The following is a 20,006-nucleotide window of genomic DNA, read 5'->3' on the forward strand; positions in this document are numbered from 1 at the left end:
GAACGGCTTGGGCGGCGCTGTCGGGTCAGCGCCCAGTCCGGCCGTGTCGGGAAGCCGGGCCGGCGCGGCGCGGACCGCGCGGCCGCGCGTCAAGTGGTCCTTGGTCATCGCCTTGGTCTGGGTGGGACTGGTGCTGCTCCTGGCGATCTTCGCCAATCTGCTGCCATTGGCCGACCCGGGCGTGCGGGTGGGCGCGGCTCGCCTGATGCCATTTCACGGACATTCGGCCGACTTTTGGCTCGGGACTGACACGTACGGACGCAGCGTGCTCGCGAGACTTGTCTATGGAGCCAGGGCGTCCCTGCTCGTCGCCACCGTGTCCACCGTCCTCGGCTGCGTCGTCGGCGGAATCTTGGGGCTGGTGGCCGGGTATTTCCGCGGACCCTTCGACGTCGTCATGGGATTCCTGACCGACACCTTGCTGGCGTTTCCCGGGCTCATCATGCTGCTGGCTCTCGCCGCGGCGATCGGGCCGGGCGAAAAGACCCTGATCATCGGACTCACGCTGATCGCGATCCCCTTGGTCGCGCGGGTGAGCCGGGCGAACACCATTCGCTTCGCGAGCCGTGAGTTCGTCGAGACCGCTCAGGTCCTCGGTGCCCGGCCGGGCCGGGTCCTCTACCGCGAACTGGCGCCCAACGTTCTTCCCCCGGTGCTGGGATATTCGGTCATCGTCATGGCGACGTTGATCGTCGCGGAAGCCGCTCTCAGCTTTCTGGGCGTCGGGATCAGGCCGCCGACACCCAGTTGGGGTGTCATGATCGCCGACGGGCAGTTCGAACTGTACGACAATCCTCAGCTGGTCGTGATACCGGCGTTGGTGCTCTTCATCACGGTCTACATGCTGAACAACATCGGCGAATGGATACGCGGTCACTTCGATATCTCGGAATCGAAGATCTAGTACCAGGTGCCGGACATTCTTGCACGGTGCTCTGAACGTGGAATGGAGTATTGCAATGAAGCGTGCCTCTCTGCGGCTGGGTGTCCTCGTCGCCGCGCTTTCTTTGGTGGTGAGTTCCTGTTCCGGTGGATCTTCGAGTGACAGCCGGGGTGGCGGTTCGGGAACGCCCAAGTCCGGCGGGACATTGACCGAGATCTTCGGGACCGACCCGAACAATCTGGACCCGTCGACCGCGCCGCTCACGGCCGACAACTTCGCCCGCGTCGCCACGCCCCTCTATGACGCACTCGTGTACGTCGACCCCAGCGGGAAGATCATCCCTCGGCTGGCCGAATCGGTCACCAGCACCGACAACAGCACGTGGAGCGTCAAGTTGCGCTCCGGCCTGGCGTTCTCGGATGGCGAAAAGTTCGACGCCCAGGCATTGAAACTGAATTTCGATCGCTACTCCAAGCCCACCGCGACCCGGACCGTCGATCTGCGCGGCGCCACGACCAACGTGCTCGACGCTACGACAGTCGAAGTGCACCTGCCGAAGCCCAACGCCTACTTCCCGCGTGCCCTGATGGCTCAATCCGGGATGATCGCCGCACCGCAGACCATTGATCAGTGGAACGCCGGAAAGCGGCCGATCCCGATCGCGGCCGGGCCCTTCAAACTGTCCGACTACCAGCCGAACACGCGATACACCTACGTTCGTAACACCACGTATTGGAATGCGCCCCGTCCCTACCTGGACAAGTTGATCATCAACATCATTCCCCAGCCCACCCAGGGCTACAATACTTTCCGTTCCGGCCAGGCCGACATCGTCGGCTATTCGCCCGGCCTGCCCAAGGTGACCGACGAGTTGAAGCAGGCCGGCTACCAGCGCTTGAACCCCAGCTTCCTCGGCGGCCAGGTGTTCTACTTCAATCTGAAGAAGGCTCCCACCAACGACGTCCGGGTCCGGCAGGCGATCGCGCTCTCGATCAACCTGGATGAGATCAATGAGCAGGTCGCGGAGGGGCATGATCAGATGGCTGACACCCTCTTCCCGAAGGACAGCCCTTTCTACAACCCGGATCTGAAAGAGCCGCTGAACAATCTGGGCCAAGCACAGCAACTCATCGACTCCTATGTGGCCGAGCACGGCGGCCCGGTGACGATCGAGTTGCCGGCGTCGGGCTCGACGCAGCCGTATGCCCAGGCGATCGCTCAGCAAATCCAGCGGTTGAACAATGTGAAGGTTGTTCTTGATCTCGTGGATCTGCCGCACATCGAAGCTTTGATCAGTGCTGGAACCTTCAGCATGCTCTACACGATCTACTACGGAGTCGACCCGGCCGACAACCTCTATCAGCAGCTGCGCTGCGGAGCCGGCCGCAATACGATCGGGTACTGCAACCCGAAGGTGGACCAGGCATTGGAGACCGGGCAGACCACTGACGACCTCACGAAGCGCAAGGCCGCGTACCACACTCTCGAGGAAGAGTTGTGGAAGGACATGCCATTCGTCTTGATTTCGCGTGTCCTGCTGCAGAACGTGGCTCAGAAGTATGTCCAGGGTTTCCAGACGTATGGCGGTGGCGACATCGATATGTCCGGAGTCTGGCTCGACAAGTAGCGTCAACCGTTTCCCGCCGTCCTGATCAGAAAGTTCGTGGATGCCATGAAGATGATGTCTCGGCCGACCGGCAGAGAGGGGGAGACCGTGCACCCGGACGCGCCGCAAGTGGCGGAGAAGGGGCAGGACGCCCTGGTCGTCGACAACATGGACGTGTGGTTCCATACACCGGCAGGATCGAACCACGCGGTGGACGACATTTCCTTCGCTCTCGGTGTGGGTAAGACGATGGGGATCGTCGGCGAGTCAGGCTCGGGCAAGAGCGTGCTCGCGAAGTCGGTGATGCGCCTGCTGCCGGCGCGCGGGGTCGCGACCGGTGGGCAGGTGCTTCTGTGCGGCAATGACATTTCCGGGCTTGGTACCCGAAAAATGCGTAAGCATTGGGGTAGCGAGGTCGCGATGGTCTTTCAGGACGCGTTGACGGCGTTGAACCCGGTGATGCGTGTTGGCGACCAGATCGTCGAGCAGATTCGCGAGCACACGCCGCTGAGCCGGTCGGAGGCGATCGCGAAGACGCACCGGCTGCTGACAGAGGTCGGTATTCCGAGTCCGGAGCTGAGGAGCAGGCAATATCCGCACCAGCTCTCCGGTGGGATGCGACAGCGCGTCATGATCGCCTTGGCGCTTTCCTGCGACCCGGCCGTACTGATCGCGGACGAGCCCACGACCGCGTTGGATGTCTCGATCCAAGCACAGATCATGGACCTTCTGCGCGAAGAGCAACTGGGCCGCAAGATGGGCATGGTGCTGATCACGCACGACCTGGGATTGGCGGCCAACTACACCGATGAACTGATGGTCATGTACGGCGGGCAGGTCGTGGAACGCGGCCCGACGAAAGAAGTTCTCGCCCAGCCCAGCAGCCCCTACACCGAGGCACTGCTTCGCGCCAGCCCGAGGCTGGCGAATCCGCCGCACACACGACTGGAAACCCTCCCCGGCCGGCCGCCTGCCATCCTCGGCGAATCTGCCGGATGTGGTTTCGCGCCACGCTGTCGCCGAGCGCAGGAGCGATGCCTCGTCGAGCGGCCCCGGCTGACCTTGACGGAGAACGGGGAGTCGGGACACGGCGTCCGATGCTTCTATCCCGTTGGCACACCTGGAGGTCATGAAGCGCTGAAGATCAATGTCGAGCGTGGGACCACCGCCGCCGGGTTGGAGTTGCGATGACTGTCACAGAGATCACCGACGATCAACGCTCGGCCGCGGACGAGCTGGCGGTCCTGTCGGTCCACGATCTTGACGTGCGCTACGACGTAGGGCGTGGAAAGACGGTACGAGCTGTCAAGGACGTCAGCTTCGACTTGCGGCGCGGGGAGACCTTGGGCGTCGTCGGTGAGTCCGGATGCGGCAAGTCGACGCTCGCCCGGGCACTCGTGCGGATGACCAAGATCGCCTCCGGCTCGATAGCCTTTGACGGAAATGATCTGGTCGGCATGTCGCGGCGCGAATTGCGGCAGATCCGGCCGCGGCTTCAGATGATCTTTCAGGATCCGGTGTCGTCGATGAATCCGAGGCGCAAGGTCAGGGATATCGTCGCGGAGCCGCTTTCCATTTGGAACTGGAAAACGCCCGAAGAGCGTGCCGGCCGCGTCGACGAGTTGCTCGACCTGGTCGGGATGCCGTCGGACGTATTCGGTGAACGGCGACCCCAGCAGTTGTCGGGTGGACAGTGTCAGCGCGTCTCCATTGCCCGGGCACTCGCGCTGTCGCCGTCGGTGATCATCTGCGATGAGCCCGTCTCCGCGCTCGACATGTCGGTCCAGGCCCAAGTACTGAACCTCTTGGAAGATCTCAAGGCCGCGCTCGGGCTCACGCTGCTGTTCATCTCGCACGACTTGTCCGTCGTGAAGAACATCAGCGATCGGATCGCCGTCATGTACCTGGGCCGCATCGTCGAACTGACCACTTCCGAAGCACTGTACGAAGCACCGGCCCATCCGTATTCGCAAGGCCTTCTCGGATCGATCCCCACGGTCGACGACACGGAATCGCCGGCGAAGAGGCGGCTGACCGGAGAACTACCCTCACCGGTTGATCCGCCGTCGGGATGCCACTTCCGCACGAGATGCCCTTTTGCGCAGGATCGATGCGCCAACGAGAAACCAGAACTCCGGCACATCGCCGACGGGCATCTCGTCGCGTGCCACTTCCCACAGCACGGAGCCGCGCCCTGGCGAGATGATCGCGGGGCATGAGTGAGGTGATCCACGGGACGGTAGCTCCTGGTTACGAAGCGGTACGCACCGCTTTCAGGTCGGCCTGCGCCGGTCAAGGAGACTCGGTCGTCCAACTGGTGGCTTACGTTCGAGGCGAGCGGGTCGTCGACCTGTGGAACGGTGGCGACGACGCGGCCGACTTCATGCTCCCCATCTATTCGGCGACCAAAGGCGCCGCCTATCTTGTTCTGGCCGACCTGTTCCAGGGCGGTCACGTCGATCTCGACGCGCCGGTGTGCGAATTCTGGCCGGAATTCGCCGCGGCGGGCAAAGAGAAGGTCTCCGTACGTGAACTGGTGTCACACCGAGCCGGTTTGATCGGCACTGCGGCCGGCTTCAGCATGTGCGAACTTGCCGATGATACGTCGATCACTCACCTGCTCGCCGCACAGGAACCGTATTGGGAACCGGGACGGGCCTACGGATATCACGCGTTCACCGCTGGTGCGCTGACCAACGGGCTCGTGCGCTCGGTCACGGGAGACTCCGTACAGCAGATCTTCGACCGTTCGTGGCGGCAGAAGCACGGCCTCGACGTGTATCTCGGGGAGCCACCGGCTGATCGCGTTCTCCCCGTACTTCCACCGCCACGCGTCGATGCGCCGACCACCGTTCCGGGCGGCGTCGACGCAAAGCTCCGTCGAATCGCCTTCAACCAGCATCACCCCGTACCGACCGATCTGGTGGAACTCGGCAACGACCGATCACTCCAAGAGGCCGGACCAGCGTCGGTCGGCGGCGTGGCGAGCGCCCGGGGGCTGGCAAGAATGTACGCGGTGGCCGGCACCGGCACGGACGGGGCCGATCCTGTAATCGCCGATGAGATCACCACTGCTTTCGCGCGCCTTCAGACGCCGGGAGTCGATGTGGTCACCGGCAGGGTGGATCGATTCGCCGTGGGATTCGAGGCCACCGGTAACAAGTACGACTCTCTCTCCGATCGCGCCTTCGGACACAGTGGGGCCGGCGGGTGCGAGGCGTTTGCCGATCCGGATCTGTCATTGGCCTACGCCTATACGCGTCAGAGATTTGCGGCCACGGGCGGCGAAGCCCCGGAAAACGATCAACTCATCAGGGCGATCGCCGAGGCGGCGACCTTGGACCGCTGATCGCCCGTCCGCGTGGCGGATTTGTTGGGAGAAGGGACGGGATGGCTGACTACACGTGGGCCGATCGCGACGACTGGCAGGCGGCGTGGCAGCCGTTGATCGACGCGATCGGCACCGATTTGGACGAGGGCGCGGAAGTTGTCGGAGCCGATGAGATCGAACTCTCGGCGATCCGGCGCTATCTCGAGCCCCTCGAGTTCGACTGTCCATTGCACTACGACGATGCCGTCGCCAGGGCTCATGGCTATCCGGGTGTGATCGCTCCGTACAGCGGCTTGGCGACGTGGACCACCCAAGCGATCAGCTGGCTCCCCGGGGACCCGCCTGTCTACGTCAGCGACGGCCGCAACGACTACCCGCCGCTGCGGTCGGCCCGGTTGAAACGTCCTGGACCCGATACGAACGCCGGGTTCGCGACCGACGTCGAGTGTGAGTTCCACCGGCCGTTCGTGGTCGGCGACCGCCTGCGCCTGGAGGGACGCCGGCTTCTCAGCGTCCTTCCGAAGGAGACGAGCGTCGGGCGTGGTGCCTTCTACACCGTTGAAGTCACAGTGCTGAATCAGCACGACGCAGTGGTGGCCACGCAGACGTCCACGTCCTATTCATATGTCGCGCGCGCACGGCACGGGAAGGACTCGAAGGATGCCGGCTGACTGGTCACAACAGCGCCACTGGGCCGAGATCGAAGTGGGCCAGCAGATTCCTTCGCTGGACTTTCCGCTGACGATCCACCGGCTGGTGGTCCACGCGGGCGCCAATCTGGACTTCGCTCCGATGCACCACAATCCCGAGGTCGCGCGTGCGCACGGCGCGCCCGATGTGTATGCGAACAACGTTTTCGTCCAGGGAATGTGGGAGCGTGCCGTCCGTGAATTCATCGGGTTGGCCGGTGTCATCAAGAAGATCGGTCCGTTGCGAATGACGAGCTTCGCACTGGCCGGCACGACCGCGCGGGTGACGGGCCAGGTGGCGCGCAAGTGGCGGCGCGATGCCGAGCATTTCGTGGAGTTCACGATGGAGTCGACCGCGGCCGACGTCGTGACCGCACGCGGCGCGATCGTGGCAACGCTGCCTGCCTAGAGCCGCGGTGCCCCGACCTCTGTTGCCTTCACCAGCGGTTCGAGGTACCGTAAATATAGTCGAACAGTGCGTTCGATTATCGAACGCCGAAAGGTGACCTGACTACCGGGAGTGCGCCGCTATATGAGGGACGAAATTCTCGCCATACCCGTCGACTACGGTCGTGAAATTCAGATCTACTCCGGGGTCGCCCGCCTGAGTGGGAAGATCTGGGCACGGGCGGTCCATCCCGGCCAAGGCAAGAGCACGACCGTATTCCTCATTGTGCACCCGACATCCAATTTCCTGGGACACTACGCCCTGGAGCCATTCGCGGAGCGTGGCTACGCCGCCGTCGGACTCACTACCCGCTACCTCGGCAACGACACCAGTCTGCTCTTCGAAAACTGCGTTCTCGATGTCGCGGCGGCGATTCGGGAGCTCAAGCGCAGAGGCTTCGAGAAGGTGGTGCTGATCGGGAACTCAGGTGGTGGGGGACTGGCGTCGCTCTATCAGAGTCAAGCGGAGAACCCCACGATCACGGGGGCTCCCGGTGGCGGTGGGCCGGATTTGACCGCCGCCGATCTCCCGCCGGCAGACGAACTCGTCCTGCTGATGGCGCACCCGGGCCGGGCGCAGGTTTACACCGAGTGGCTCGACCCGGCCATCACCGACGAAGCGGATCCGTTCAAGCGAGACGCTTCGCTCGACATGTTCGACTCCTCGAACGGCCCGCCTTACTCGGCACAGTTCGTCGCGGAGTACCGGGCCGCCCAAGTCGCGCGGAGCGCCCGTATCCGGGCACAGATCACCGATAGGCTCGAATCGCTGGAGGCGTCGGAAAATCCGGTCCAAGATTTCGCCTTCGTGGTCCATGGAACCTGTGCGGACCCGCGATTCCTGGACCTGACTCTGGACCCCTCCGATCGTGAGACGGGAACGCTGTGGGGCGACGCGTGGACCGCGAATTTCGCGCCGTCGAGTCTCGGCCGGTACGCCAGCGCGCGATCGTGGCTCAGCCAGTGGAGCCTTGCGGACAGCCAGGGCCACGGTCCGACGCATCTTCCGCATGTCAAGGCGCCGGTCCTCGTCGTCTATGGCACAGCCGATCAAGCGGCCTTCCCGAGTCATGCGCGCCAGCTCTACGACGCGGTCCACCACAGTGACCGGGCGATCGTCGCGCTGGCGGGAGCGAATCACTACTTCATCGGCCAGCCCGATCACGTGAAGACCGCCGTCGACACGATCGTCGATTGGACGCGTGACCATGACTGAGGCGCCCGTCCCCCAGGTAGGAGAGCGAGGTCGTTGTGCAGCGCGCGAATGACGTGATCGTGGTCGGTGCCGGACCGGTCGGGTTGACCCTTGCGACGGCCCTGGTCGCGCGCGGAGTCTCCGTCACCATGATCGAAGCCGGCGCCGCGTTGAGCACCGACTGGCGTGCCTCGACATTTCACCCGCCCACGCTCGAGATGCTCGAAGAATTCGGGATCGTCGGTGAAATGCTCGAACGGGGCCTGATCGCGGACAAGTACCAGGTCCGCGACCGTTCGCGCGGACTGATTGCCGAATTCGACCTCAGGGAACTCGGCAGTGACACGAAATATCCGTTCCGCCTGCAATTCGAGCAGTACAAGTACTCGCAGATCCTCCTGCGTAATCTCAGCGACCACCCCCTCTTCACGATTCAGTGGAGTGAGCGCGTGTCGTCCGTCGCCGAGATCTCCGACGGAGTCCAGGTGGCATCGGTCGCGGCTGACGGCACTGAAGTGACCAGGGTGGCCCAGTACGTGATCGGCGCGGACGGGGCCAAGAGCGCGGTGCGGCGATCACTCGGGCTCGAACTGGAGGGACACACCTACCCCGTCCGGTTTCTGATCCTGAGTTCGAGCTACCCCTTTGAAAAGCGGTTCCCCGACCTCGCCCTGGTCAACTACATCTGGGACCCGGTCGAGCCGGTCATGCTCCTGAGGATCCCGGACGTCTGGCGCGTCATGTTCAGCGTGTCGGACGACGTCTCCGATGACATGTTGGCCGACAGGGCGGCGATCCAGCAGCGATTGAAGACGCTGATCGGCGACGAAGGACCCGCTGAAGTGCCCGTCTCCAGCGTCCAGTACTACTCGGTCCATCAACGCGTCGCGGCTCGATTCCGGGTGGGGCGGGTACTGCTCGCGGGCGACGCCGGGCACATCAACAGCCCCGTTGGTGGCCTGGGCATGAACAGCGGCATCCATGACGCGATGCAGATCGCGCCGGCTGTCGTTGCGGCCATCAGCGACGGCGATGACGAAGCACTGACCCAGGTCGCCGCCCATCGGCGCCAGGTCGCGCTCGACACCGTTCGCGCGATCACGGATCGCAATACACGCGAGATGACGGAAAAGGACGACGACGTGCGACGTGCGAACGCCCTGGCATTGCAGTCCTTGGCCTCCGACCCGGCGAAAAGGCATAAGTGGCTGCTGCAGTCCAGCATGCTTGCGGCTGTGCGATGAGAAGGAACGACAACGGAACCAAAGCGCGCATCGCCATCGTGGGGGCGGGGTTCGCCGGCATCGCCGCCGCGGTCACGTTCAAGCGCCACGGTCTGACCGACTTCGTCGTCTTCGAGAAATCGGACGGTCCGGGCGGAGTGTGGTGGGACAGTCGATATCCGGGCGCCGAGGTGGACACCCAGTCTCATGTCTACTCCTTTTCGTTCCAGCGACACGAATGGTCTCGAAGTCACGCCGCGCAGCCCGAGGTACAGGGGTACCTGGAAGAGACCATTGATTCCTGGCACATCAGAAGCCACTTCAGGTTCGGGACGAAGGTGGACGCGATCCGCTGGAGTGACGAGCATTCGGTGTGGCTGGTGAAGACCTCCGCGGGTGAGGAGGAATTCGACTTCGTGGTCAGCGCGGTCGGACTTCTGAACGTCCCCCGATACCCGGACTGGCCAGGCCTGAACGATTTCCAGGGCGACGTTTTCCACACCTCACGCTGGGACACCGAATGCCGGCTCGACGGCAAGAAGGTCGCCGTGGTCGGAACCGGATCGACCGGCGCGCAGGTGGTCTCCAGGGTCGCCGCCGTCGCGGGCAAGCTGTATGTGTTCCAGCGAGAGCCCGGCTGGATACTGCCGAAGACGATCGAGGTGTTCGGTGACGATCAACGGGCGAAATTGAGCAAGCCGTGGCCTTATCGGCTGCGGCGGTGGAAGGCGTTCTTGAAAGTGGCACGGGACGCGAAGGGCGGCGACATCTACGTGCCGAATTCGCCCGCCAACGAGGCGGCCGTTGCCCGATGCATGAATTATATCGAGGAAGCTTTCCCCGGCAGACCGGACTTGCAGAAGCTGGTCACCCCTACCTACCCGTACTGGGGCAAGCGGCCCGTGATGGACAGCAACTTCTACAAGGCGCTCACCCGCGACAATGTCGAGCTCGTGCCGTCGGCTGTCGCGAGCGTGGACGAATCCGGCGTCTACGATGCGAACGGCACCAAGCGGGATATTGACGTACTGGTGCTGGCGACCGGCTTCCGCCCCGCGCAGATCCTGTCACAGTTGCCGGTGTTCGGCCGTGGAGGGCGTTCCCTGCAAGAAGAATGGGGGGACGAGCCGATGGCGTTCCTGGGGATCACGGTGCCGGGCTTCCCGAACTTCTTCACGATGTACGGACCGAACACCAATGGTGCCGTCGTGGTCTACCTCCTCGAACAGCAGGCGAAGTTCGCCGCACGCAGCATCAAACTGGTGCTCCGGCATCACGCCGCGGCGGTGGAGACGCGCCGCTCGTATTACGAGCGGTACAACGTATGGCTCCAGAAGAAGCTCTCCGGAAAAGTCTTCGACACCACGAACAACTATTTCAGATCGCGTTCTGGGCGGGTGGTGACGCAGTGGCCGCTGACGACGTGGCACTACTGGGCACTGTCCAAACTTCTGTGGCGACTGTCCAGCCGCCTCGACCGAGGAGCGACGTCATGATGCTCGAAGAGGCCCGGACGTTTGCCGGGCGCGAACATCGTCTGTACCTAGGTGGCCGATGGGTTGACGGGCCCGAGGGCAAGACCTTGGAAACCCACGATCCTTCGACCGGACTGCATCTGTCGAAGGTTCCCGCCGCCGGCAGCAGCGAGTTGGACTCGGCAGTTCGGGCGGCGCGTCAAGCGGTCGATGGCGGAGAGTGGTCCCGGCTTACCCCCGCCGACCGCCAAAAGGTGATCTGGCGCCTCGGTGATCTCATGGTCGAGCATGCTGATGAGCTCGCGGCCCTGGAATCGCTGGACACCGGCAAGCCCCTTCGTGATTCGCGATTCTTCGACGTCCTGAATGCGGCAAGCTCATTCCATTACTGTGCCGGTTGGGCCACCAAGCTGAACGGCGAAACGATCGGCGTCTCCAGACCCGGAGAGTGGCACGCCTACACCGTCCACGAGCCGGTTGGCGTCGTGGCTGCCATAGTCCCGTGGAACGCGCCGCTGATGATCGCCTCGGCCAAGGTCGCTCCGGCTCTGGCTGCCGGTTGCTCGGTCGTGCTGAAGCCGGCGGAGGAGACGCCGCTCACGGCATTGCGGCTCGCTGAACTCTCACTCGAGGCCGGCCTGCCCGCGGGCGCTTTGAACGTGCTGACGGGTACCGGGCCGGAGCTGGGCGACGCGATGGTCAGACACCCCGGCATCGACAAGGTGGCGTTCACGGGATCGACGGAGGTCGGCCGGCACATCGTCCGGCAGGCAGCCGACAGCTTCAAGCGCGTCTCGCTCGAGCTGGGCGGAAAATCGCCGGTCATCGTCCTGAGCGACGCCGATCTCGATCGGGCGACACCCCTCGTGGCACAGGGAATATTCGCGAACACCGGCCAAGCGTGCAACGCGGGGTCGCGCCTCTTCGCCGAGAGCGCGGTGTTCGACCGCGTTGTGGAAGGCGTCGCGGAGTACGCGGCACAACTTCGGGTTGGTCAGGCGTTCTCCGAAGAGACGCAGATGGGTCCGCTCATCTCACAGGTCCAGTTGGACCGCGTCGCCGGCTACGTCGATATCGGCCTTTCCGAAGGCGCCGACATCCGGGTGGGTGGCAAGGTCCTGGAGCGTGACGGTTACTTCATCGAGCCAACGGTGCTGTCCGGAACGCGCACCGAAATGCGGGTCGCGCGAGAGGAAATCTTCGGCCCCGTCCTGTGTGCGATGTCGGTGACCGGTGACGACCTCGATGACATCGTGGCCGAGGCGAATGCGACGAACTATGGCCTGGGTGCGTCGGTGTGGACTCGAGACCTCGGCAAGGCGCATCGAATCGCCCGTCGCTTGAAGGCCGGGACCGTGAGAATAAACGGTGGCGGGCTGGATCCGGCGCTCCCGTTCGGTGGCTACAAGGAATCAGGATGGGGTCGTGAGTCGGGGCTGCAAGGCGTTCAGGAGTACACCGAACTGAAATCAGTGATGATTTCGCTCGGTGAGGTCTGAGACATCATGGAAACGAGTGGCGCGCCGCCCCGGGTCAGCGAGCTGGGGCATGTCGGCATCAGATGCCACGATGTGGAGCGGCAACTTGCCTTCTACACGGAGGTGCTCGGGCTGACTGTCACCGACCGCGACGACGAACTGGGGAACTATTTCCTCTCGGCGCGCCCGAAGGTCGAGCATCATGAGTTGTTGCTCGCCCGTGGCCGGGATGTCGACGCCGGCGCGCGACTGATCCAGCAGCTTTCCTGGCGTTGTGACACGTTCGAGGACCTCGTTCGCTTCTTCAGGCGGTTCCAGCACGCCGGCGTCGAACTCGACATGGTCGTCTCGCACGGGAACGCGCTCGGCATCTATTTTTTCGATCCCGAGGGAAATCGCTGTGAAGTCTACTGGCAGACCGGACTCGAAGCTCGCCAGCCGTTTATCGAATACATCGATCTGGACGGCGACCCTGATCAATTGATCGACTCACTACGCGAATCTGTGCGGCGGTTCGGCGCGTCCGGCCGGGTGGAGAGTGGCTATGTCGCGTGGACCAAGAAGCAGGGCTCTTCCCCAGGCGGAACGGAAGGAATTTCGCGTGAGTGATCAAACGCCGGGTGACCGGGTGATCGGGTTCATCGGTCTCGGCAACATGGGCTGGAACATGGCTTCGCATTTGGCGAAGTCGGGTTACGAGGTGCTCGGCTTCGACGCGAACCTGGAGCGTACCAAGGCGTTCGCGGCGGAAAGAGGGACTGAGCCGCCGGAACTCGCCGACCTGGCCCGCGCCTCGGTCATTTGGACCATGCTCCCCACGGGAGACGTCGTCCGTGACGTGCTGGCACCGAGTGAGGGCGAGGGTCTATTGGCGGCCCTCAGCCCGGGCACCCTGCACATTGACACGACCTCGTCACCGCCGTGGCTGACCAAAGAGCTGGGGGAGATCGAGCAGAAGCATGGAGTCGCCTTGGTGGACTGCGGCGTCTCTGGCGGGCACCGCGGAGCCATCGAAGGCGACTTGGTGTTCATGCTTGGCGGCGACGACCAGGACGCCGTTCGCCGCGCGCAGGTCCTTCTAGCCGTCATGAGCAGCAAGATCGTTGTCCTTGGCGCGCTCGGACGGGGCCACGCCATGAAGTCCATCAACAACGCGGTCTCTGCGGCCTGTTTCGCCGCGACGTGTGAGGGACTGATCCTCGGTCAGAAGCTCGGGTTGGAGCTCGAGACGATGCTCGACATTCTCAGCGTCTCGACCGGGCAGAATGACGCAGCGTCGCGTTCAGTGCCCAAGATCATCGACGGTTCCTTCCGGAAGACCTTCTCGCTGGGACTGTTCACAAAGGACGTGAAGATCGCACGGGACCTCGCCGAGTCGGCGAGCGTCGAGGCGCCTATTGCCGGCCTCGTCTACGACCGGATGGCATCGGCCATCGCCGAATACGGCGGCGATGTCGATCATACGTATGCCTACAAGTCGTGGGCCTCCCAGAACGGCGGTGATGCCCCAGTGTGATCACCCACCACCACGGGCTCACCGCCGTCTACCGAGAAGCAGTCGTCTGACCTAGGGGCGGTCAACCCCGAAGGTCTCGTCGTCGAAGAGACGGCGCTCGATCCGGCGCGCGGATTCCTTGACTTCGCGGATGGTTGTTGACGAATCCGGATACCGGGCCGAGGGGCTGACGATTCCGATACTGGCGATGGCCAGTCCGTTGGGGTCACGTATCGGAACAGCGAGACCGGAGAATCCGGCGCGCAGTTCGTCCGTCGATTCGGCATAGCCTTGCTCCCTGGCCTCGTCGAGCAGGGAGCTGATGCGGGCACGCTCGGTCTTCGGAAGTTGCCCGAGGCTCTTCGACACCACCCAGTCGTCGGAAAAGGCCAGGATGGCGCGGCCGTGTCCAGCGGCGGTGAGCGGACTGCGATAACCGGCGGGAAACCTCACCTGGGGACCGATTTCCTGCATCGAGAAGTTCTGATCGACGTGTACCCCGTCTATCCCGTCCGCGAGCATGAGCACTGTGCTCTCGTGGAGTTCGTCGGCCAGGCGCTGAAGTTCGGGCTGTGCGGCCGATCGCACGTTGATCTCGACGGAGTCGGCCAACGGGAGAAGGCCGAACCCCAGCCGGTAGGTACTGCCCGTGCATTGCACGAGTCCGTGCTTTTCCAGGGTCACCAAGAGCCGATGGATGACGGTTCGATTCAGTTCGAGCAATTCTGACAACCTCGCCGCGGTTGCCGGCCCGGACTCGGCGAGCTGTTTCAGGATGAGGATGGCATTTTGCGCTGTTTTCGCAACCGCTGTCATGACGGCTCGTTCCCCCGCTTCGAACCATGGGGTTGCTGCATGCCGGTGACCTTCCTAACAGTTGTGTATGACAAGCAGGTGCGTGCTCACACGCGCCGCTCTCATGGACGATCTGTACCAGTGCCCCGGCCAACTCGAGCGAATTCAGTCCTTACGATCAGCCATGGCCGCACTGTGCAAGAGTACCTCCGGAATGGTAGTGCGCGGGGGCGCCACACAGGTTGGTGGGGGCCTGGGGCAGGTCTGACGAACACCGGATCCAAGCCGTCACGGCGTCGAGGACGCAGTGGCTCCAGAAAGCGTTGCCCGCGCCGAGGTTGTTCGCCTGTGCGGGGCTCTGTGACAGGACGCGACGCCCGCCAGATCGGCGTAGGGACGTCGATCCCGGGGCAGCGTCGACGCCTCGCGAGCCCACGATTGCGTTGACAGCGTCTGAGATGCGCATGGTAATATTGCGGACATCGCGTCCGATAATCGAACATTCTCCAGCACGCTTGAGTGTCGCGAGGTCAAGGGCTGACCGGGCAGGCTGGCCGGCCTGGGTCCGAGGCGCCGACGGGAGCCGGACCCGGGCACACACGCATTGACCGTCGCCGGCAGGCGGCGGTACCGGGCGATGGGGAAAGGAAATGACGGAGGATGGAACGATCAGCGAAAGTGCGGAAGCTCTACCACTTTGCTTATCCATGCCGGGACGCGGAAGAGACCCGGAAATTCTATGAAGGGATTCTCGGGCTCGCCCTCGTGAACTGCATGCAGTCGGACATCGTTCCGAGCACGGGCGAAGAGAAGCCTTACGCGCACATCTTCTTCCAGATGGGCGATGGCTCTTATGTCGCCTTCTTCGACCTGGGAACGAACGAAGCGCCGCTGCCTTCGGAGAACACCCCGAGGTGGGTGCAACACCTGGCGCTCGAAGTCGACGACCTGGATCAACTCGTCGTCTTGCAGGATCGCCTCCGAAAGGCCGGCGTCGAGACGACCGAGCTCGTCGACCATGGCTTCATCAAGTCGATCTACTTCTTCGACCCGAACGGTTTGCGGCTGGAACTCACCATCCGCACCGAGGAGCCGGGATACCTCGAAAGTGCCGCGGCCGCGGCTCACGGGGAGCTGGAGTCCTGGAACAAGAAGAAGGCACGCCTCGTGGCGAGCTGAAGATCGGACCGAGTGCGGCCAGGCTGAGAGGTGGAATCGCGGATGAACCATCATGACCATGCGGGTGGCCTGGTTACCGAGCGGTCGCGGCACGTCCTCCTGATGACGATCGACCGGCCGGCCGCGCGGAATTCGATCAATGCGGAGACAGCCCGAGCGATCGGTGATGCCCTTCAATCCGCAGACGGTGACCGGGACGTTCGGGCAGTCGTCATTACCGGGGCCGGCCCGGATGCCTTCTGCGCGGGAGCCGATCTCAAAGCCCTTTCTCGTGGGCAGGCGCTGACCCCGGCCGGCCAACCGTATGCGTCCTGGGGATTCGCCTGCTTCACGAAACACGCGATCTCGAAGCCGGTGATCGCCGCGGTCAACGGATACGCTCTCGGCGGCGGGTTCGAGATCGTCCTGGCGTGCGACCTGGTCGTCGCGTCGGACACCGCGACTTTCGGCTTTCCTGAGGTGAAGCGCGGGGTGCTCGCGCGAGGCGGCGGCGCATTCCGGGCCGTGCAACAGATGCCGGTGAAGCGAGCGATGGAGTACCTCTTGACGGGACGCGACATCACAGCCGCAGAAGCGATGGACGCCGGGCTGATCAACCGCGTGGTGTCCGCCGACCAGGTCGTGCCAGCCGCACTCGAAATGGCGCACGAAATTTCGGCGAACGCGCCTCTGGCGGTCCAGGCGACCAAGCGGATCGCCAGGGGCATGGCGGACGGCGACATCGCCGCTGAGCAGGCGGCCTGGTGCAGAACCGAGGACGAGGCACTGGCCCTCACGCGAAGCCGCGACTACAAAGAAGGGCCGGCCGCGTTCGCCGAAGGAAGGAAGCCGAACTGGAGCGGCGAGTAGCTGCTCGAATCCATGGACCCTCGACCCTTTGACCGAGAAGGAAGATCTTGATGCCAGCGGACGTTTCTCCCGAGAGGCTTCGTGAAATGTTCTCGCCGCGATCGGTCGCGATCGTCGGCGCTTCAGACAAATCGGCGTTCTCCAAGGGAGCCTTTCGCAACCTCGTGTCGTTCGGGTTGGCGGACAAGACTTTCCTCGTCAACCGCAGAGGCGCGGTCGTCCATGGCAAGGAGTCGTTCAAGACCTGTTCCGACATCGGGGCGCCGGTCGATGTCGCGATGATGATCCTGCCCCAGCAGAGCTGCGTTGCCGCGCTGGAGGATGCCGCCGCTGCCGGCATCAGGAACGTGGTGCTCCTGACATCAGGGTACGGCGAGGCGGGCGAAGAAGGTCGTATCGCCGAGCAGGAGCTTTTCGAAGCGTGTTCGAGGTTGGATATCAGCCTGCTGGGCCCGAACATGCTGGGGTTCGTGAACTTCGCCGATCGAGCTCCCGTGTGCGCGATGGCGTCGGAGCCGATTTCGGGTGGCACGGTCGCACTCGTTTCGCAGAGCGGCGGCAGTTGCAGCGCCATGGCGGCTTTTGCCAAGGCCGCCGGCGTGGACCTCTCGTACATGTTCACACTCGGCAACGAGACGGTGATCAATGCCAGCCACGTCCTCGACTACCTGGTGGATGATCCGAACACGAAGAGCATCGCGATGTTCCTGGAGTCGATTCGGGACCCACAGGGATTCGCGCGCGCGGCGCGGCGCGCGGCCGAGGCGGACAAACCGGTTGTGGTTCTGAAAGTCGGTCGCAGTGAGCTCGCCGCCCGCACGGCCCAGGCGCACACGGGCGCGCTGGTCGGTGACAGCAAGGCGACAAGTGCGGTATTGCGGGAATTGAACGTGATCCAGGTCGACTCGGTCGAGGACATGCTGATCACGGCCGGCGTCGCGGCGAACATCGGTCGGCTGAAGCGACCGGGAATCGGAGTGGTGTCGTTTTCCGGGGGCGCGTGCGACATCGTCGCGGACCGCGCACACGACGAGTCTCTCTTCATCCCGGAGTTCTCCGCCGAGACGGCAGCGGCCATCACCGCTGTGATGCCCTCCTACGGAACGACCCAGAACCCGCTCGATGTGACCGGTGCGGCGCACGCCGATCCGGGCCTGTTCACCACGGCCATCGAAGCCGTCGGCAACGACGACAACGTCGGTGCGGTCCTGGTCTTGCACGACGTGCCGTCGTCGGACTCTCCCAGAGCGCGTGAACAAGAACCACGATTGGCGGCGATCGCGGCGGGCACGCGGGCATCTTCCGTGCCCGTGGTGAACGTGAGCTTCGCGCAGCAGCCGTTGACCACGTATGCGCGCGAGGCGATTTCCCGCAATGGTCTTTCGATGACCATGTCCGGAATTGATCAGGCGATGAGGAGCTTCGGGCATCTCGCCCCGTGGAGTTCGACGTCGGTGGACGTGAAGGGCCAGGACGCCGTAGTCGCGCCGATCGACCTGCCCGCCGGGATTCGGCGCGGCGGACAATGGTCCGAGGAAGAGTCACGCGTAGTTCTCGCGTCCGCGGGGGTCAGCGTCATTCCGGCTGAATTGGTGTGGGACGAAGACGCCGCGGTCGCGGCAGCCGCCCGGATGGGCGATTCGGTGGTGTTGAAGGCGGTGTCACCCCAGATCCTGCACAAGAGTGACGTCGGCGCGGTCGCGTTGGACGTTCGCGGTGCGGAGGATGTGCGTGCCGCGTTCAGGAGCATCATGCGAGCGGCGAGCCTGGTCAGTGGCGCGCGGGTGGACGGGGTCCTCGTTTCACCGATGCGTAAGAACAGGATCGAATTGCTGGTGGGAGTCGTCAGGGATGCTCAATGGGGGCCGCTACTCGCGGTCGGCCTCGGCGGAATTTGGGTCGAAGCCTTCGACGATACGGCCCTCGCCTCCCTGCCCGTCACACGTCAAAAAGTCGAACGGCTGCTGGGCAGCCTTCGAGGGGAGTCGCTCCTGCGCGGGGCGCGAGGCACGAAACCTGTCGACATGGATGCCTTGACCGAACAGATCGTCAGGTTGACCGAAGTGGCACTGGGCCTGGGCCCCGACCTCGAAGCGCTCGAAGTCAACCCACTTCTGGTGGACGGCGAGCGGGTCGAGGTATTGGATTGCGTCGTGGAGTGGCGCAAGTGAGCAGGAGCAATACACCCGTCGGGGCAATCGCTGGTCTGGGCATCACCGAGATGGGCCGGATCTACGACAAGTCCACGACGGAGTTCGGCCTCGAAGCCGTGCGCCTGGCCTGTGCCGATTCGGGTATCGCCGTCTCGGAAATCGACGGACTCCTGGTCAATCCAGGGGTGAGTAATGACCTGACGATCAGGCTCTCGGACGCGCTCGGCCGGCACGATCTTCGCCTCCTTTCCTCCATGCAGCAGTTCGGGACATCCGCCTGTGCGATGGTCCAATATGCCGCTCTCGCCATCAAATCGGGAGCGGCCAACGCCGTGGCGTGCGTGTTCGCGGACACCCCACTGGTCCGGGAGGAGCGCTCAGGGGAGCGCTACTCGCGGTCCATCGGCGCGGGCACCGGATTCCGGGCACTCCCTTTCGTGGCCGGACTGCGTGGCGCGCCATCCGTCTATGCTCTCGCGGCACGCCGGCACATGAACCACTTCGGGACGACTTCCGAGCAATTGGCGTCGGTCGCGGTTCAGACAAGGGAATGGGCGAGTCGCAACCCGCGGGCCATCAAGACGGACCCGATGACGATAGCCGACCACCACGCGTCCAGAATGATCGCCGACCCGTTGCGCGTCCTGGACTGCTGCTTGGTGAACAACGGCGCGATCGCCATCATCGTGACGTCGGAGGAGGTCGCGCGGGATTCTCGCCAGCCGCCCGTCTACATCCACGGATGGGGCCAATCGCACCCGGGTTGGGTGGGAGACAAGACGAGCGAATTCGGTCTCGTCTCCGGCGCCAAAGCATCCGGCCGAGCGGCCCTCGACATGGCCGGCATTGGCATCGGCGACATCACCGCCGCGGAGATCTACGACTGCTTCACGATCACGACCCTCTTGACCCTGGAAGACTATGGGTTCTGCGAGAAGGGGCAGGGCGGCGCTTTCGTCGCGGATGGCAATATCGGCCCGGGCGGCACCATCCCCGTGAACACCGGCGGCGGCCAGTTGTCGGGCTACTACATGTGGGGGATGACACCGATCTCCGAAGCCGTCATCCAAGCGCGCGGCCAGGGCGGGGAACGTCAGGTCGGCGACAATTCCGCGATCATCGTGAGTGGCAACGGCGGCTGGATGGAATATCACAGCACCCTGGTCGTGAGTCCCCATGCAACCTTGTGACCGATTGTGAGGAGGTCG

General features: G+C 63.9%; 18 protein-coding genes. 17 read left to right on the forward strand and 1 reads right to left on the reverse strand.

The features are described from left to right. Nucleotides 1-121: 121 nt before the first annotated feature. The 13 genes from LOZ83_RS32115 to LOZ83_RS32175 all read left to right on the forward strand — a co-directional run bounded on the left by LOZ83_RS32115 (nucleotide 122) and on the right by LOZ83_RS32175 (nucleotide 13,843). Complete coding sequence (locus tag LOZ83_RS32115; protein WP_236795509.1) at nucleotides 122-904, forward strand: ABC transporter permease; 783 nt, start codon at nucleotides 122-124, stop codon at nucleotides 902-904. Nucleotides 905-941: 37 nt separating this feature from the next. Continuing rightward, nucleotides 942-2,510 carry an ABC transporter substrate-binding protein gene (locus tag LOZ83_RS32120; RefSeq protein WP_236795510.1) on the forward strand — a complete coding sequence of 523 codons (1,569 nt, stop codon included), beginning with the start codon at nucleotides 942-944 and terminating at the stop codon, nucleotides 2,508-2,510. A 45-nt stretch (nucleotides 2,511-2,555) separates the two neighbouring features. Next, nucleotides 2,556-3,680, forward strand: coding sequence for an ABC transporter ATP-binding protein (locus LOZ83_RS32125; RefSeq protein WP_236795670.1), 1,125 nt, complete (start codon nucleotides 2,556-2,558; stop codon nucleotides 3,678-3,680). Beyond that, nucleotides 3,677-4,708 carry an ABC transporter ATP-binding protein gene (locus tag LOZ83_RS32130; protein WP_236795511.1) on the forward strand — a complete coding sequence of 344 codons (1,032 nt, stop codon included), beginning with the start codon at nucleotides 3,677-3,679 and terminating at the stop codon, nucleotides 4,706-4,708. The genes LOZ83_RS32125 and LOZ83_RS32130 overlap by 4 nt, the downstream gene beginning before the upstream one ends. Next, nucleotides 4,705-5,838, forward strand: a complete 1,134-nt coding sequence (locus tag LOZ83_RS32135) for a serine hydrolase domain-containing protein (protein ID WP_236795512.1) — start codon at nucleotides 4,705-4,707, stop codon at nucleotides 5,836-5,838. The genes LOZ83_RS32130 and LOZ83_RS32135 overlap by 4 nt, the downstream gene beginning before the upstream one ends. 95 nt (nucleotides 5,839-5,933) lie before the next feature. After that, complete coding sequence (locus LOZ83_RS32140) at nucleotides 5,934-6,491, forward strand: MaoC family dehydratase N-terminal domain-containing protein (protein ID WP_236795513.1); 558 nt, start codon at nucleotides 5,934-5,936, stop codon at nucleotides 6,489-6,491. Continuing rightward, nucleotides 6,481-6,918: a hypothetical protein gene (locus tag LOZ83_RS32145; RefSeq protein WP_236795514.1), complete on the forward strand. Its 438-nt coding sequence runs from the start codon at nucleotides 6,481-6,483 to the stop codon at nucleotides 6,916-6,918. Before LOZ83_RS32140 ends, LOZ83_RS32145 begins: the two co-directional genes overlap by 11 nt. A 123-nt stretch (nucleotides 6,919-7,041) precedes the next feature. Further along, nucleotides 7,042-8,172, forward strand: a complete 1,131-nt coding sequence (locus tag LOZ83_RS32150; protein ID WP_236795515.1) for a hypothetical protein — start codon at nucleotides 7,042-7,044, stop codon at nucleotides 8,170-8,172. Between the two features lie 35 nt (nucleotides 8,173-8,207). Next, on the forward strand, nucleotides 8,208-9,395 hold the full coding sequence (locus LOZ83_RS32155) for an NAD(P)/FAD-dependent oxidoreductase (RefSeq protein WP_236795516.1): 1,188 nt from the start codon (nucleotides 8,208-8,210) through the stop codon (nucleotides 9,393-9,395). Continuing rightward, complete coding sequence (locus tag LOZ83_RS32160; RefSeq protein WP_236795517.1) at nucleotides 9,356-10,870, forward strand: NAD(P)/FAD-dependent oxidoreductase; 1,515 nt, start codon at nucleotides 9,356-9,358, stop codon at nucleotides 10,868-10,870. The genes LOZ83_RS32155 and LOZ83_RS32160 overlap by 40 nt, the downstream gene beginning before the upstream one ends. After that, nucleotides 10,867-12,348 (forward strand): aldehyde dehydrogenase, encoded by a 1,482-nt coding sequence (locus tag LOZ83_RS32165; protein WP_236795518.1) that lies wholly within the window; start codon nucleotides 10,867-10,869, stop codon nucleotides 12,346-12,348. Before LOZ83_RS32160 ends, LOZ83_RS32165 begins: the two co-directional genes overlap by 4 nt. 6 nt (nucleotides 12,349-12,354) lie before the next feature. Further along, a complete protein-coding gene (locus tag LOZ83_RS32170) occupies nucleotides 12,355-12,936 on the forward strand; it encodes a VOC family protein (RefSeq protein ID WP_236795519.1) in 582 nt (193 codons plus the stop codon). Next, the gene (locus LOZ83_RS32175; RefSeq protein ID WP_236795520.1) at nucleotides 12,929-13,843 is read left to right on the forward strand and encodes an NAD(P)-dependent oxidoreductase; all 915 of its coding nucleotides are present in this window, start codon (nucleotides 12,929-12,931) and stop codon (nucleotides 13,841-13,843) included. The genes LOZ83_RS32170 and LOZ83_RS32175 overlap by 8 nt, the downstream gene beginning before the upstream one ends. Before the next feature lie 51 nt (nucleotides 13,844-13,894). Here LOZ83_RS32175 and LOZ83_RS32180 read toward each other — a convergent pair whose 3' ends face one another. Next, complete coding sequence (locus LOZ83_RS32180; protein WP_236795521.1) at nucleotides 13,895-14,638, reverse strand: IclR family transcriptional regulator; 744 nt, start codon at nucleotides 14,636-14,638, stop codon at nucleotides 13,895-13,897. A gap of 657 nt (nucleotides 14,639-15,295) precedes the next feature. Here LOZ83_RS32180 and LOZ83_RS32185 point away from each other — a divergent pair. From LOZ83_RS32185 to LOZ83_RS32200, 4 genes are read left to right on the forward strand one after another with little or no spacing between them, the layout of a single operon-like run. Further along, a complete protein-coding gene (locus LOZ83_RS32185; RefSeq protein WP_236795522.1) occupies nucleotides 15,296-15,796 on the forward strand; it encodes a VOC family protein in 501 nt (166 codons plus the stop codon). A gap of 42 nt (nucleotides 15,797-15,838) precedes the next feature. Next, nucleotides 15,839-16,645, forward strand: coding sequence for an enoyl-CoA hydratase-related protein (locus tag LOZ83_RS32190; RefSeq protein ID WP_236795523.1), 807 nt, complete (start codon nucleotides 15,839-15,841; stop codon nucleotides 16,643-16,645). Between the two features lie 50 nt (nucleotides 16,646-16,695). Next, a complete protein-coding gene (locus tag LOZ83_RS32195; protein ID WP_236795524.1) occupies nucleotides 16,696-18,816 on the forward strand; it encodes an acetate--CoA ligase family protein in 2,121 nt (706 codons plus the stop codon). Next, complete coding sequence (locus LOZ83_RS32200) at nucleotides 18,813-19,988, forward strand: thiolase family protein (protein WP_236795525.1); 1,176 nt, start codon at nucleotides 18,813-18,815, stop codon at nucleotides 19,986-19,988. The genes LOZ83_RS32195 and LOZ83_RS32200 overlap by 4 nt, the downstream gene beginning before the upstream one ends. Nucleotides 19,989-20,006 lie beyond the last annotated feature (18 nt).

Source organism: Amycolatopsis sp. GM8, assembly GCF_021653975.1.
Taxonomy (GTDB): Bacteria; Actinomycetota; Actinomycetes; order Mycobacteriales; family Pseudonocardiaceae; genus Amycolatopsis_E.